The sequence below is a fragment of the Cyclobacteriaceae bacterium genome (assembly GCA_025808415.1).
Taxonomy (GTDB): domain Bacteria; phylum Bacteroidota; class Bacteroidia; order Cytophagales; family Cyclobacteriaceae; genus UBA2336.
The window spans coordinates 710006-725686 of the sequence record CP075525.1 but is presented as its reverse complement, the minus strand read 5'-3'; the positions used below and the strand labels follow the sequence as shown (position 1 = coordinate 725686).

General features: G+C 44.9%; 12 protein-coding genes and 1 riboswitch. Of the genes, 8 read left to right on the top strand and 4 right to left on the bottom strand.

Features of this window, described 5'->3' with window-relative positions:
* Window positions 1-160 precede the first annotated feature (160 nt).
* Together KIT51_03370 and lpdA are read right to left on the bottom strand one after the other, a co-directional pair.
* Window positions 161-3349: a tetratricopeptide repeat protein gene (locus KIT51_03370; protein ID UYN87325.1), complete on the bottom strand. Its 3189-nt coding sequence runs from the start codon at window positions 3347-3349 to the stop codon at window positions 161-163.
* Window positions 3350-3846: 497 nt separating this feature from the next.
* Entirely contained in the window at window positions 3847-5238 is a 1392-nt protein-coding gene (gene lpdA, locus KIT51_03365) for a dihydrolipoyl dehydrogenase (GenBank protein UYN87324.1), read from the bottom strand.
* Window positions 5239-5389: 151 nt separating this feature from the next.
* On the opposite strand from lpdA, the gene fabG reads away from it, so the two are divergent.
* The gene (fabG, locus tag KIT51_03360) at window positions 5390-6136 is read left to right on the top strand and encodes a 3-oxoacyl-[acyl-carrier-protein] reductase (protein ID UYN87323.1); all 747 of its coding nucleotides are present in this window, start codon (window positions 5390-5392) and stop codon (window positions 6134-6136) included.
* Between the two features lie 4 nt (window positions 6137-6140).
* Window positions 6141-6584 carry a DinB family protein gene (locus tag KIT51_03355; GenBank protein UYN87322.1) on the top strand — a complete coding sequence of 148 codons (444 nt, stop codon included), beginning with the start codon at window positions 6141-6143 and terminating at the stop codon, window positions 6582-6584.
* A gap of 46 nt (window positions 6585-6630) precedes the next feature.
* On the opposite strand, the gene KIT51_03350 is transcribed toward KIT51_03355, so the two are convergent.
* Window positions 6631-7665 carry a hypothetical protein gene (locus tag KIT51_03350; protein ID UYN87321.1) on the bottom strand — a complete coding sequence of 345 codons (1035 nt, stop codon included), beginning with the start codon at window positions 7663-7665 and terminating at the stop codon, window positions 6631-6633.
* 57 nt (window positions 7666-7722) lie between these two features.
* The gene (locus tag KIT51_03345) at window positions 7723-8409 is read right to left on the bottom strand and encodes a protein-L-isoaspartate(D-aspartate) O-methyltransferase (GenBank protein UYN88485.1); all 687 of its coding nucleotides are present in this window, start codon (window positions 8407-8409) and stop codon (window positions 7723-7725) included.
* Between the two features lie 130 nt (window positions 8410-8539).
* Window positions 8540-8652, top strand: a riboswitch (SAM riboswitch).
* Between the two features lie 281 nt (window positions 8653-8933).
* Between KIT51_03345 and KIT51_03340 the strand changes: the two genes are divergently transcribed.
* The 6 genes from KIT51_03340 to nqrF all read left to right on the top strand — a co-directional run bounded on the left by KIT51_03340 (window position 8934) and on the right by nqrF (window position 15635).
* Complete coding sequence (locus KIT51_03340; protein UYN87320.1) at window positions 8934-9371, top strand: OsmC family protein; 438 nt, start codon at window positions 8934-8936, stop codon at window positions 9369-9371.
* 27 nt (window positions 9372-9398) lie between these two features.
* On the top strand, window positions 9399-10724 hold the full coding sequence (locus KIT51_03335; GenBank protein ID UYN87319.1) for an O-acetylhomoserine aminocarboxypropyltransferase/cysteine synthase: 1326 nt from the start codon (window positions 9399-9401) through the stop codon (window positions 10722-10724).
* 18 nt (window positions 10725-10742) lie between these two features.
* On the top strand, window positions 10743-11786 hold the full coding sequence (metX, locus tag KIT51_03330) for a homoserine O-acetyltransferase (GenBank protein UYN87318.1): 1044 nt from the start codon (window positions 10743-10745) through the stop codon (window positions 11784-11786).
* A 24-nt stretch (window positions 11787-11810) separates the two neighbouring features.
* Window positions 11811-12989, top strand: a complete 1179-nt coding sequence (locus KIT51_03325; protein UYN87317.1) for a PLP-dependent transferase — start codon at window positions 11811-11813, stop codon at window positions 12987-12989.
* Between the two features lie 5 nt (window positions 12990-12994).
* Window positions 12995-14224 carry a homoserine dehydrogenase gene (locus KIT51_03320; GenBank protein UYN87316.1) on the top strand — a complete coding sequence of 410 codons (1230 nt, stop codon included), beginning with the start codon at window positions 12995-12997 and terminating at the stop codon, window positions 14222-14224.
* A 112-nt stretch (window positions 14225-14336) separates the two neighbouring features.
* A complete protein-coding gene (gene nqrF, locus KIT51_03315; protein UYN87315.1) occupies window positions 14337-15635 on the top strand; it encodes an NADH:ubiquinone reductase (Na(+)-transporting) subunit F in 1299 nt (432 codons plus the stop codon).
* Window positions 15636-15681 lie beyond the last annotated feature (46 nt).

The window sequence follows — 15681 nt, the reverse complement described above, 5'->3', positions numbered from 1 at the left end:
CAACAAGCGTGTGTAAGATTTTTTCAAAAAGCGTTAGCTACAAGAATGATTCCAAAACATATACAAGGTCAATTCGATGAATCCCTTTGTTAAGGGAAGTGAATCATTCCAAAAAGGAGAATTTATTTCCTGATTAGAAAAATCGCTTACTGGAGTGATGCTACTTTTTCCGACAATATTGATCGATTTGGAACCGGGCCTTGGCATCGCCCAGTTCAACCGCCCTGCGCCAATCGAAGCAGGCCTTATCGGTTTCCTTTAACTGGTAGTAAAAGTTACCGCGCAGCTTGTAATATGATGCATTTTTAGGTTCTACACGAATGGCATCGTCCAGGTCGGAAATGCCCGCCCCAATGTCGTCCATTTCGGCTTTACAATTTGCCCGGTTGTAATAGGCCAGGCCATCATCAGGATTAATGGAAAGCACTCGGTTATAATCCAACACGGCACCTTCAAAATCCTTCAGGTCTTCCTTAATCATGGCGCGGTTAAAGTACGCATTGGTGTTATTCTTATCGATGGAAATAACGTTGCTGAGTTCCGCAATGGCCGACTTTCCATCGCCCAGGCCCAAATAGGCTTTTGCTTTGTCCAACAATAACTGAATGGAATTATCACCGGCCTTTTGTGCTGCATCAAAATCTTTGATGGCCGCAGCAAAGTCTTCCTTTTCCAATAAAACCCTCCCTCTTCGGTAGTACACATCCTTATCGTTGTAACCGGCTTTTATGAGTTTATCGAAGTACTCCAGGGCAACAACATAATTCTTTCCGTTGAAATACGAGTCGGCCAGCAGTTTATATAATTCTGGTTCAGGCTTCTCCATAAGTTTTTCCGCTGCCCGCAAGTCTTTTGATGCTTCAGTAAACTTATTCATCTTGAAGTAAGCCTGGCCGCGGTTTTCATAAGCCTTTGTAAAGTCTTTGTTAATTGCCAGGGCGGCCGAAAAGTCGCTGATGGCTTCCGTGTAGTTTTCCTGTTCAAGAAATGCCTTACCCCGGTTGTTGAACAATATCGGATCCTTCATACCCAAACCTATAGCTTGCGTATAATCCTGTATGGCACCACTCCAGTTAGCGGACCGGAACTGCGCATCACCGCGGTGAAAATAAGCAACGGCTAGCTTCGGATCTTTTGTAATAGCTGATGAAAAGTCTTCAATGGCTCCATTGAAATTTTTCGCTTCATATTTGCAGTAGCCACGCATGTCAAAGAGCGCTGCATCCATTTCGCCTTGCTGAATAGCTTTTTCCAAATCGGGCAACGCCCCGGCATAATCTTTAAGAAAATATTTTGCCTTACCACGCTTTGCGAAAACACCTGAAGATTTCTCACCACCGTCAATAGCCTTCGTCAAGTCTGCAACTGCTTTTTCGTACTCCTTTAGTTCAAGATAAGCAGTACCGCGGGTCAGTACCACGCTGTTATCTTTACTACCCCCATCGATGGCCTTTGTCAGGTCACCGACTGAGCCTGCATAATCTTTCATGTTATACCGGGATAAACCCAACAGTGCATAGTCATCTGCATCGGCCTGGTTGCGGGCAACCACCACGGCAACATCGGTTATAACCGCAGTATATTCATTCAATTGATACCGAGCCTTTGCCCTGTTTTTGTAAGCCAGTACATAATCTTGCTTGACGCCAAGCGCCCGCGTGAAGTCTTCAATGGATTCCTTTGCTTCGCCTTTGTTGAGTTTTGCTTTTCCTCTGTTGTTAAACACCACCTCATCACTGGCGCCCAACGTCACAGCCTTATCATATGATTCAATGGCTCCATCAAAATTATTTTGTTTGAACCGGGCATTGCCTAGTTGATAGTAAACGTCTTTATTTTTGCTTCCCATGGCAGCGGCCTTATCCAATGCCGGAACTGCCTCTTTATCCTTTTGGAGGTTCACATAAGCGATACCCAGTGCTTCGTAAGTAACCAAATCAGCATTGCCCTTCTTAACTACATTTTCAAGATCAACCACGGCTGCCGCATAATCTTTTAGTTGAAAGGAAGCCTTGCCGCGTTTTTCATAAATCGTGGCTTCTTTTTCGCCACCCATTTCTGCCGCAGTCAAAGCCTCAACAGCACCCTTGAAATCGTTATTATCAAAGCGAAGGTAGCCTGCATACAGCAGTGTTTTTGAATCCTTTATACCACCTTTTAGGGCAGCTTCAAGATTAGTACGTGCAGCATCTTTCATACCGATGCTATATTTAGCGATGCCCAGTTTGCGCTGTAATTCGGGTGAGTCGCCTTCTGTTGTTTTTGTTTTCTCTAAATCTTCCACGGCACCGGTATAATCCTGCACCTCGAAACGTGCCATCCCGCGGTTAAACATGGCCTTGGTATTGGTTGGGTTTAATTGCAAAGCCCGATCAAAATCCGGAAGCGCGCCTTTGCTATCGCCAATACTCATTTTTGCTTTACCGCGATTGTTAAAGACTATTGCATCTTTATCAGAACTTTTGATGGCCTGATCGTAGTATTTAATAGCCCCCTGAAAATCATTTTTGGTAAAGCGTATGTCGCCCAGGTTTTTGAACACATCAAAATCATTACCACCCATTGAAATAAATTTCTCATAGTCTTTTGAAGCATTGTCATAATCCTTTTGGATGTACAAGCTATGCCCACGGGTTAAAAAAATTACCGCTGTATTTTCACCCAATCCAATGGCGCGGCTTAATGATTCGGTAGCACCGGAATAATCCTTTGCTGAATATTGGCAATTGCCCAACTGCGTAAAAATCTCCTTGCTGCTGGCGCCCATAGATGCAGCCGCAGACAAGGCTTGCGATGCACCTTTACAATCATCAAGTTTTCCCAGGCTCAGGCCAAGCATGCTGAAAACCTCTTTGTCCTTTACACCGCGTTGCACAACTTTTGCCAATGCATCGGCCGCGCCTTTGTAATCTTGTAAGGAATATTTTGCAATGCCTATCTTTTGAAAAATCTCAACATCCGACCGGCCGGTTGATGTTACTTTTTCCAGGTCATCCACAGCGCCTTTCCAGTCTTTAAGTGCATAGCGCATCGTGCCACGAAACTCAAATAATTCTGCGGTGGCAATTCCGGCTTTTGAAGCCTGATCAAAATCTGGTTTGGCTTTTTCGTACTCTTTCAACTGAACAAAAGCAACACCCCGCTTCAGGTATGCTTCAGGGTTTGTAAACCCTGCGCCAATAAGTTGGGAAAGTTGTGCCGAAGCCTCACGGTATGCACCATCATTCAATTTATTCAGGGCATTTGTGTACTGAACCTGAAAAAGCGAGTCTGACTTTTGGGCGAACGTATGCCCGATTGCAAAAAAGCAACAAACAAAAGCGAGTTTCCGCATAACATAAATGTTCATGGGAACAAAAGTATTAAATCGGGGAAGTGGAAATAGTTAAAAAAGTGCAAAAAACTGACTTGCCGGAAAGGCGAAGCATTAATCGATGAAAAGGGAAATGATCAAATACACCGAGATAAGGATTATGATCCCCATGACCATATAACCAAACACCCTGGCGCGGGAAAAGTACGAATGAAGCGGAAGTTGCTTTTTCATAAGGTTAACGGCTTACGGTAGTAAATAACCAAAACAGAAAACAGGCAACCCAGTAAGGGCCATCAAGTGTGCAAAAACCCTTGCCCGGGCGAAGGAAAATCCAATCGGAACAACCTTTTTCATAGATAATCATACCGAAGATCTTAAAGTATAACTTTAAACACAAGGAAATGTTCTTCCAAAGAACCAATTGATCGATTAATGGCACCAAAAAGGCCATTTATGGCCATTGCATCCTTTCGAAATAAAAATGCCCTTTTAACCAGGGCATTTTTACAAATTGACTCTGTGCAACTTTTTTACAGGTGGATCACTTCACCGTAAGCTGCGGCAGCAGCTTCCATCACCGCCTCACTCATAGTAGGGTGTGGGTGTACAGATTTGATAATTTCATGACCGGTCGTTTCCAACTTGCGTGCCACCACAACCTCAGCAATCATTTCGGTTACGTTGGCACCGATAAAGTGCGCACCCAGCCACTCGCCATATTTGGCGTCAAAAATCACTTTTACAAAACCATCGGATGCGCCACCAGCCTTCGCTTTACCGGAGGCCGTAAACGGAAACTTACCAACTTTAATTTCATAGCCGGCTTTCTTTGCGGCTTCTTCAGTATACCCTACCGATGCAATTTCAGGTGAGCAGTAGGTACAACCCGGAAGGTTATTATAGTTCAATGGCTCCGGATTATGGCCGGCAATTTTTTCGACACAGATAATGCCTTCGGCAGAAGCCACATGCGCCAAAGCCGGGCCTTTCACTATATCGCCAATAGCATACACACCCGAAACATTGGTTTTGTAGAAATCATCTACGATTACTTTTCCTTTATCCGTTTTGACACCAACTTCTTCTAAACCTATTCCTTCAAGGTTAGTGCTCACACCAACAGCCGATAAAACTACATCCGCTTCGATTTTAATTTCGCCCGAGGGTGTCTTCACCGTGGCCACACAATTTTTCCCCTTGGTATCTACTGCCGTAACTTCCGAGCTGGTGTGAATGGTCATACCGGCTTTCTTAAAAGCCTTCTCCAATGTTTTTGAAACCTCCTCATCTTCTACGGGAACGATACGTGGCATAAACTCCACGATGGTAACTTCCGTACCGATGGTGTTATAGAAGTAGGCAAACTCAACACCGATCGCACCGGAACCTACCACCAGCATCTTCTTAGGCTGATTTTCGAGCACCATGGCTTCGCGATAGCCGATAATTTTTTTTCCATCAATTTTCAATGCGGGCAATTCGCGCGAACGCCCACCGGTAGCCAGGATAATATGCTTGGCCTCATAATCGGTCTTCTTTCCATCGGCTGCAGTAACTTCAACCTTACCACCCTTTTTTAGTTTCCCCAGGCCAGCTATATGATCAATCTTATTTTTCTTGAACAAAAACTGAATGCCCTTGCTCATGCCGGCTGCCACTTCGCGGCTGCGTTTTACCATGCCTGGCAAATCAGCCTGGGCATCTTTCACGGTTATGCCATAATCCTTTGCATGGCTGATGTATTCAAAAACATTGGCACTTTTTAATAATGCTTTGGTAGGAATACAACCCCAGTTCAGACAGATACCGCCCAACTCGGCTTTCTCCACTACACCAACCTTCATACCCAGTTGTGATGCGCGAATCGCGGCCACATAACCACCCGGACCAGAACCAATAACAATAAGATCGTATTTAGACATAATCGAATCAGGTTAATATTTAAGTGGCCAAAGATAAGACCAGCCGTGGCTCTTTCAAATAAAAAGGGCTTTGCGGAGACTCATAAGAGTATATAAAAATCCATGAATTTTGACGGAATTGGCTAATTTTGACCACCAAACCAGATTATCAATGAAATTACTCCAGGGAAAAACCGCACTCGTAACCGGGGCATCAAAAGGCATAGGAAGATCTATTGCACTTAAGTTTGCCGAACAAGGAGCCAACGTGGCCTTCACCTACTTATCCAGTGTTGAACAAGGCCAGGCGCTGGAAGCTGAGTTGGCCTCCAAAGGCGTGAAAGCAAAAGGTTATCGTTCCGATGCTTCCGATTTTGCGCAGGCCGATAAACTTATCAATGATGTTGTTGCCGATTTCGGTTCGCTTGATGTATTGGTGAACAATGCCGGTATTACCATGGACAACCTGTTGCTTCGCCTGAATGAAGAAGCCTGGGATAAAGTAATTAACGTAAACCTGAAGTCGTGCTTCAATACGGTTAAAGCAGCGACCAAACCAATGATGAAACAAAAAAGCGGTTCCATCATCAACATGACATCAGTAGTAGGATTAAAAGGGAATGCGGGGCAATCAAATTATGCCGCTTCGAAAGCAGGAATTTTAGGTTTTACAAAATCCGTAGCCCTTGAATTAGGTTCTCGTGGCATCCGTTCCAATGCTATTGCGCCCGGTTTTATTGAAACAGAAATGACGGGCAAACTTGATGAGAAGACTGTTCAAAGCTGGCGCGATGCCATTCCATTAAAGCGTGGTGGAAGACCTGAAGATGTTGCTGATGCGTGTGTGTTCCTTGCGAGTGATATGTCTGCTTACATTACCGGCCAGGTATTACAGGTGGATGGTGGTATGTTAACCTGATGGCATGAACGAAATCCAAAACCTAGGTAAACTTGTACAGCGCGTTTATAACGGCAAAGCCTGGCACGGGCCTTCTATTATGGACGTTTTAAAAGATGTTAATGATACCAACTGCCGGAAAAAAGCAGGTGACAGTCATAGTATTGTTCAGTTAGTACTTCATATGGTATCGTGGCGCACGTTTGTTACCAAGCGGCTGCTGGGTGATTCGGAGTTTGAGTTAACAGACGATCAAAACTTCCCACCTGAAACAGGCTGGTCCACCGCATTAAAACAACTGGAGGAAAGCCAGCAAGCACTATTGCAGGCCATTGAAACGGTGTCTTCAGAAAAACTTTGGGAAGAAGTAGCCAACCGCAAATATGATTTTTTTGTATTGCTGCATGGTGTAATCCACCATGATATTTACCACATCGGGCAGATACAGTTGATCAAGAAATATTCATAAAATCCTTCAGCGAAATGTTTTCACGCTCGCTGAAGGATTTTTGCACTTATTGCAATTGGGATATTGTTCCGTCATTGGAAAGCCTGTAGACAAACGAAACATCACCATCAACGAAGGAGTTACCATAAATACTCAGAAGCATGCCATCTTCAATACCTTTGCTTTGCACTGGCACATTGATACTGGCCCCTGTTAGAATATTCCTTGTGGATAAAATTTCAAAACTATTGCTGAGTGTTAGCCAAACTATTTTTCCATCGCCTGTATAAAATATATGAAAGCCAGAACTGGTTTTGTGATACAACGCATTACCCATTAAAGTAAAGCCCTCATCAAATATATTTTGTGTTGCCATCCAATCGCCATTCACATCGAATTCAATTTTTCTCTTTTCGTAAACAAAAACCGAAATTGTGCCGTCCGTTTCTATTTCGATGTGTTTCGGGGCATAAGCGGGTACATTATCATTGTTATTTTTTCGCCAGATTTCTCCTGACTTGTCTAGCTTGACGATCGAAAGATGCTGCTCCACGGGAGTAACCAAATACACAACACCCTGAAAGTATTTGTAAGCCGGAAAAATGGTCGGATGCTGCTGAAAATCATTCAGAATAGTTTCTGCCAAAACTTCACCTGAATCTTTATTGACGGCCACCATTCCTAGTCCCTGGCTCTTTTTACCAGTAAGCCAAAACTCGTTGTTATGCAGAAAAATATTATAAACAAAAAACTCAGTTGTCTTCTCCCACGCCTTAATACCTGAAGGAGATACATAAATAAGCTGGCCGATACCATCAGAATAGCTGGCAACCAGCGCTGAACCATCAGCCATAGGACAAATTTTGTTGGTTGATGACGCATCAACCTTTAATGAATGTATCCATTTTATTTTTCCATCATAGTCAGTCTTATAGAAATAAGACTTCATTGTGGCTTTATCTCTGCCGGTGTGGAGTAATTCACCATCATTGCCAATGAAAGTAATTATTGCAGAAGGTGATGGCTGAAATTGATCATTATCTGAACACGAAATCAGGAAGAGGAATAGAAAATTAAATACGTAAAAGACTGTCTTTTTCATAAGGGTTTTGGTTTGCTGCAGTTATGCAAAGCTTGTGCCAACATACGAAATTCAAAATCAATATCGCCTTCCGCCACCATCTTTCATGGGCACAAACATCACGCGCAAGCGACTCTTCTGCTTAAGTTTTCCCTTTTCTTTGGTGATGAGCACCAACTCCTGTTTGTAGTCTTCACCCACAGGAATGATCATCCGCCCGCCTTCCGCCAACTGTGCCTGAAGTGGTTCGGGTATTTTCTTGGGTGAACAGGTAACAATAATCGCATCAGATGGTGATGCCTCCGGCCAGCCCTGATACCCGTCACCAATACGCACTTGAATATTGGCATAACCCAACTCATGTAATAAGTTTTTCGCCCGAAGTCCAAGCACTTCTACAATCTCAATGGAGTATACTTCTTTCACTATTTCTCCCAAAATAGCTGCCTGATAACCAGAGCCCGTTCCTATCTCCAGCACCCTATCTGTTGGCTTCAGGTTAAGTGCCTCAGTCATAAAGGCTACGATGTAGGGTTGCGATATTGTCTGACCTTCACCAATGGGCAAAGGATAGTCGTTGTATGCTTCTTTCATCAAATCCACAGGAACAAAACGATGGCGCTCAACTTTATTCATGGCATCCAAAACAGTGGTTGACTTTATGCCCCGATCAGTCAATTGTTCCTTCACCATTTTGTTACGCAACACATTGAAATCCTGAGCATAAGCAGTGCATTCAGTAAGAAAGAAAAGACCCGCCAGCATCCACCTGACCAAACGATTGTTCGCTCTGCTTTTCATAATTATCTCAAAATTTTTTCGCGCTTTACTTGGAAACAATAATTCCGGCCTTTACGTTTGCATCATCAAGTCGAAGAAAGCACATCGCTCAATCGATTTATAAAGAAGCGCTGAGAGAACAGGCTCTATGACGCGCTAGCAACCCCCTCCTTGTTGGAGAAAAGGTGCTAAATCCTGCCACACGAAGGTCGTGTGGAACTATAAACCGATGAAAAAATGAAAAACATCATCAACACATTCACCGAAGCAAGCCTGAAAGGCTTACGTGCTTTGTTCTCTTCTATCACATCCCTTTACCACAGCATGACAACCGACATGCAACAGCCTTGTTGTATGTGTATTTGTTGTCCGTGTTGTTGTTAAGCATCCATTTTTTCTTAGCGTAACAACATCACGATCAGTTCACTGACCGCAACGGGTCATCGTGTATCTGCCTGTTGAACGTTCCCTGTTGAAATCAATTATTCACCAAACAAAAAACTATACCTATGTCTCAATCCCTCAAATTTTCTGTGCAGTCAAAAAGCCAATCGGCTGCACGGACCGAAGTAAGCACCCGTGGCTTTACCTTGGTTGTTGACGAGCCCGAAGCCCTGGGCGGCACTAACCTGGCGCCTAACCCGGTTGAATATGTGTTGGCCGGTTATGCCGGTTGCGTAAATGTTGTGGCGCACATTGTTGCCAACGAACTTCAAATCAAACTGCCTGACTTGCGGGTTGACATTGAAGGTGAAATCAATCCAAGCCGGCTTTTCGGATCTTCTTACACCGATCGGGCAGGCTATAAGTCACTAACCGTACAATTAAAAACCAGCGAGCCGCTTGATGATCAACTCAAAATCAAATTGCTGAAGGAAATTGAAAATCGTTGCCCTGTTAACGATAACCTGTCCAACCCAACGCCCATCAACTTTTTTCTGAACTAAAACAAAAACAATTAAAACATACTCATCATGTCAAACTATCGATTCGAAACCTTACAACTTCATGCCGGGCAGGAAGTTGATCCTGTAACACGCTCACGTGCAGTACCGATTTATCAAACCACTTCGTACACGTTCAAAGATTCCGAACATGGTGCCAACTTGTTTGCCTTAAAAGAATTCGGCAACATTTACACGCGCATCATGAACCCCACCACCGATGTGCTGGAAAAACGAATTGCTGCACTGGAAGGTGGCGTAGCTGCCTTGGCCGTTGGTTCCGGCCAGGCTGCACAGTTCATCGCACTGAACAACATTCTACAGGCCGGTGACAATTTCGTTACCACCTCTTTCTTGTACGGGGGCACTTACAATCAATTCAAAGTATCGTTTAAGCGCCTGGGTATCGATGCACGCTTTGCTGAAGGCGACAAACCCGAAGCGTTCGAAAAACTAATCGACAAGAATACCAAAGCCATTTACCTGGAGTCGATCGGAAACCCGGGCTTTAATATCCCGGATTTTGAAGCCATTGCAGCATTGGCGAAGAAACATGACATTCCACTGATTGTTGATAACACATTTGGTGCAGCAGGTTATCTGTTCCGCCCGTTAGAGCATGGTGCCAACGTGGTGGTTGCTTCAGCCACCAAATGGATAGGCGGCCATGGTACATCCATTGGCGGGGTGATTGTTGATGGCGGAAACTACAATTGGGGCAATGGAAAATTCCCGCAGTTCACTGAACCCTCTGAAGGTTATCATGGATTAAAATTCTGGGACATATTCGGTGAGGGCAATCCCCTTGGCCTGCCCAACATTGCGTTCATCATTCGTGCCCGTGTAGAAGGATTGCGTGATTTTGGCCCTGCCTTAAGCCCATTCAATTCATTCCTCTTCCTGCAAGGCTTGGAAACTTTATCGCTTCGCGTTCAACGTGCCATAGATAATGCGCTGAACCTGGCCGAATGGCTGGAGCAACATCCGAAAGTGGAGAGCGTAAACTATCCCGGATTGAAGAGTTCAACGTACCACAACCTGGCAAAAAAATATCTGAAAAATGGTTTTGGTGCCGTGCTATCGTTTACCATCAAAGGCACGAAACAAAATGCCACCAAATTTGTCGATAGCCTGAAACTGGTAAGCCACCTCGCCAACGTGGGTGATGCGAAAACACTCATCATTCAACCTTCGGCCACCACGCACCAACAACTCACCGAAGAAGAGCAGCTTTCAACTGGCGTGTTGCCTACGCTGCTGCGCATTTCCGTGGGGTTAGAACACATTGACGACATCAAGGCCGACTTGCAACAGGCTTTTGAAAACGTTTTTGCTAAAGCGTTGGTAGAAAACTAATCGGATACATCAATAGTTATGGAGAAGCACACACACACCTTTCATTACAACAAGCCATTCGAATTGGAGTCGGGAGAATTTCTTCCAGGCTTCCAACTTCGGTATACCGTGCTTGGCAAGCTTAATGCCAATCGGTCAAATGTTGTGTGGGTGTGTCATGCGCTTACCGGAAACGCTGATGTTACGGCCTGGTGGGGAAAATTATTTGAGCCCGGTTCGGTATTAGATCCGCAGTACTACCTGATTATTTCCGCCAATACATTGGGTGGATGCTACGGATCGACCGGGCCCCTCTCGGTAAACCCAAAAACAGGAAAACCATTTTATCACACTTTCCCCATCCTGACCAATCGTGATATTGTACGTGCCTACGATTTGCTCCGCCAGTCACTGGGGTTCGAAAAGATACACACGTTGATTGGCGGTTCGCTAGGCGGCCAGCACGTATTGGAGTGGGCTATTCAGCAGAATGAAGTATTTGAAAACATTGTACCGATTGCCTGCAACGCGTTTCACTCGCCCTGGGGCATCGCGTTCAACGAAGCACAACGCATGGCCATTGCTGCTGATCCTACATGGAAAGAAAGCAACGAACGGGCAGGCATTGAAGGGCTAAAAGCTGCCCGTGCCATAGCCATGCTGTCGTACAGGAATTACGAAAGTTACAACGAAGCACAGGCAGAGAAACAATTTGAAACCACCGATAATTTTCGCGCGGCCACCTACCAGCAATACCAGGGAGATAAACTCGCGCAACGGTTCAATGCGTTTACCTATTGGATCTTAAGCAAAGCCATGGATAGCCACCATGTAGCACGCGGAAGAAAAAATCTGTCCCTTGCGTTGCAAAGTATTTGTGCTAAAACGCTGGTGGTAGGTGTGGAGGGCGATGTATTGTTTCCGGTTGCCGAGCAGAAATTACTGGCGGATAATATTTTAAAAAGTTCACTCCTGATCCTTCAATCCGGGCACGGTCATGACGGGTTTTTGATTGAATTTGAACAACTGAACCACGGACTAAAAAAATTCTTTAACCAAAAACAACAAAAAGTGTATTGTTAACCTTACCCCTTAACCTCGAGAAAAATGTGTCAGAAAACTACAAGCCTCATCCATTCGGTTCCTGTTGATGAATTAACAGGCTCCATCTCCGTTCCTATTTATCAAACAGCAACGTATGTTCAGCAAGCCCCGGGCGTTAACAAAGGCTATGATTACGGGCGGTCAAACAATCCTACCCGTCATGCGCTTGAAAACATTGTGGCTAAGCTTGAAGATGGTTATGCTGCCTACGCATTTGCTACCGGTCTTGCAGCTATTGATGCGGTGTTGAAAACCCTTAAAACCGGTGATGAGATTGTAGCGGTGGATGATATTTATGGCGGTGCCTACAGGTTGTTCACACACATTTACGAGAAGTTCGGTATCACCATCCACTATGTGGATACAACCGATGCCGAAAACGTACACAACTACATCAATGAAAAAACAAAACTGGTGTGGCTTGAGTCGCCCACTAATCCAACCCTGAAAATTTCCGACATAAAAAAAATCGCAGGCATTGCCCATGCTCAGGGTGCACTGGTAGTGGTGGACAACACCTTTGCATCACCGGTTGCACAACAACCGTTAAAGCTGGGTGCGGATATTGTTATCCATAGCGGCACAAAATACTTGGGCGGGCACTCCGACCTGGTGGCAGGGCTTGTGGTAGTGGGCACACCGGAACTTGCCGAACAAATAAAGTTTATCCAAAATGCTTCTGGTGGCATTTTAGGGCCGCAGGATTGTTGGCTAACCATTCGCGGCATTGAAACGATAACCCTGCGGGTTGAACGCCAATGCAAAACAGCGCTTCGCGTTGCCGAATTTTTGCAGTCGTGCGAAGAAGTCGACAAGGTTTACTATCCGGGGTTATCGGTCCATAAAAACCATGAAGTGGCCCGTCAGCAACAAAACGGTTTGTTTGGTGGAGTGATTTCTTTTTCGCTGAAAGACGATACCGAAGAAGCAGCCATTGCCTTGGTAACCGCTACGCAATATTTCAAGCTGGCCGAAAGCCTGGGTGGTGTAAAGAGCCTGATTTGCCATCCGGCACAGATGACGCACAAATCCATTCCACGCGAAAAAAGATTGCAGTCGGGTGTTGTTGATTCGCTCATTCGTTTGTCGTGTGGCATTGAAGAGGCAGAAGATTTAATAGCTGATATCAAACAAGCATTTGAAAAAATAAAAAAAAGAGAAACCGTAGAAGTCTTTAATTAATCAGTATGAAAAAGAGTTTAAAGTTAGGCCTTTTCGGGTTTGGCTGTGTGGGGCAAGGCCTGCACCATGTATTGCACGAAACCAAAGGCATAAAAGCAGAAATAAAAAAGATATGTGTAAAAGACAGGAACAAAAAACGACCACTGCCTGAAGAACTATTCACCTTTCAAGCTGATGACATTCTTAACGATGCTGAAATTGATGTAGTGGTTGAACTGATTGATGATGCCTCCGCAGCCTTCAGCATTGTAAAGAAAGCGCTGCAAAATGGCAAGCATGTTGTAACCGCCAACAAAAAAATGCTGGCTGAAAACCTGCAAGAAATTTTTCAACTGCAGCAACAGTATGATAAATCAGTATTGTATGAAGGTGCAGTATGCGGAAGCATACCCATACTGCGCAACCTCGAAGAGTATTACGACAATGATTTGATTTCGGGCATCGAAGGTATTTTCAACGGCTCAACCAACTACATCCTTACCAAAGTTTTTGAAGAACGGAAAAATTATACTGATGCCTTACGACAAGCCCAGGAACTTGGCTTTGCCGAAAGCGATCCAAGCCTGGATGTAAAGGGATTCGATCCTAAATTTAAACTGGCCATTGCCATTACCCATGCTTTTGGTGTGTTTGTAAAACCCGAAAACATCATTAACATCGGTATTGATAGCATCAGCGACCTGGACCTGAAATTTGCCCGTGAAAAAGGATATGGCATAAAACTGGTGGCACGCGCCATCAAATCGGGCAACGAGGTATTTGGGTTGGTGGCCCCGCAATTCGTTGATGCAAATCACCCGCTGAGTTCGGTACGCAACGAATTCAATGCTGTTACGGTGCAGGGGGCATTTTCAGAAAAGCAGCTTTTTATCGGTAAAGGTGCCGGCAGCTACCCAACCGGATCAGCAGTACTCTCAGACATTTCAGCGTTGACGTACGACTACCGGTATGAGTATAAAAAACTTTACCAGCAAACGAGCCTGGCGTTTTCCAACGAAACCTCTATTGAGGCATTTGTGCGGTTTCCACACGGCACGGCCATTTCCATTCAGGATTTTGACGAATTCCAGTCGGGCTATGCGGCCAGCGGCCAGCATTATATGCTCGGCACCGTAAAACTCACTAAACTGGCCCAATGGGCTGCCTTGGAAAAGGTAGGCATTATACTGTCGCCAGAAGCAAGGTTTATTGCAAAGGCTGAGAAAAGTGAAGTGTTAGAATACACGGCTGCGTAAAAAACGTTCCCGGCATTAAACAGGGCCATAACCATCGGGAAAAAACTGTGTTTTTATATACAGTTTCAACTTTGGGAGCAATATATTTGTGACCCATAAAACCTGATTTTCAATGGTCATTGCAACGTCAATTCTAGCCTTTACATTCATTATTCTTCTATTAGTTGCCCTGTTACTGTTTGCGCAGACAAAACTGGTGCAGTCGGGCCCGGTTAAACTCGTTATCAATGGCGATGAGGCTAACCCGGTAACAGTATCAGCTGGCTCATCCCTGCTAACCACCCTGGCCAACCAGAAAATATTTATCCCCTCTGCCTGTGGCGGTGGCGGAACCTGTGCCATGTGCAAGTGCGTGGTTGAAGATGGCGGTGGCGATGTGTTGCCAACCGAGCTAGGCCACCTTAGCCGTAAAGAAAAAGCCGACCATGTTCGCCTGAGCTGCCAGGTAAAAGTAAAGCAGGATATGCGCATTCGCATACCCGAAGAGATTTTCGGCATCAAGAAGTGGGAGTGTGAGGTGGTGTCCAATTATAATGTCTCTACCTTTATTAAAGAGTTTGTAGTGAAGTTGCCTCCTGGTGAAACACTGAACTTTGAAGCCGGTGGATATATTCAGATTGATGTTCCCCCTGTTCATGTTGACTTCAAAACCATGGACATTACCCCGCATCCTGAGCTTGGCCATAAGCCCGATGTATTTCAGAGCGATTGGGACAAGTTCAAGCTGTGGGATCTTAAAATGAAAAATGATGAGCCCATCTTCCGGGCATACTCCATGGCCAACCACCCGGCTGAAGGAAATATTGTGATGCTGAACATCCGTATCGCTACACCACCGTGGGATCGCGCCAACAATAAATGGATGGATGTTAATCCGGGTATTTGTTCATCGTATGTGTTTTCCCGCAAGCCTGGCGATAAAGTAACCATATCCGGTCCTTATGGTGAGTTCCATATCAACCCTACCCAGCGCGAGATGATTTACATTGGCGGTGGTGCCGGTATGGCCCCTCTTCGCGCCCAGATTTTCCACCTGTTCCACACCGAAAAAACAAACCGTAAGGTTTCCTATTGGTATGGTGGCCGTTCTAAAAAAGAACTTTTTTATGTAGAGCACTTCCGCAAGATTGAACAAGAGTTTCCGAACTTCCAATTTAACATTGGTTTGTCCGAACCATTGCCTGAGGATAATTGGAAAGTAAAGAAAAGCCTGGACGACAAAGATGGCGATGGTTACATTGGGTTCATTCACCAGTGTTTGTACGATAACTACCTGAAGCACCACGAATCGCCCGAAGATATTGAGTTCTATTTGTGTGGCCCGCCACTCATGAACGCAGCGGTATTAAAAATGCTTGATGAGATGGGTACACCAAAAGAGAATATCAGGTTTGATGACTTTGGCGGGTAACTATAAAAACATCCTAAATCCAAGGAGAGAACAAAGTTTCTCTCCT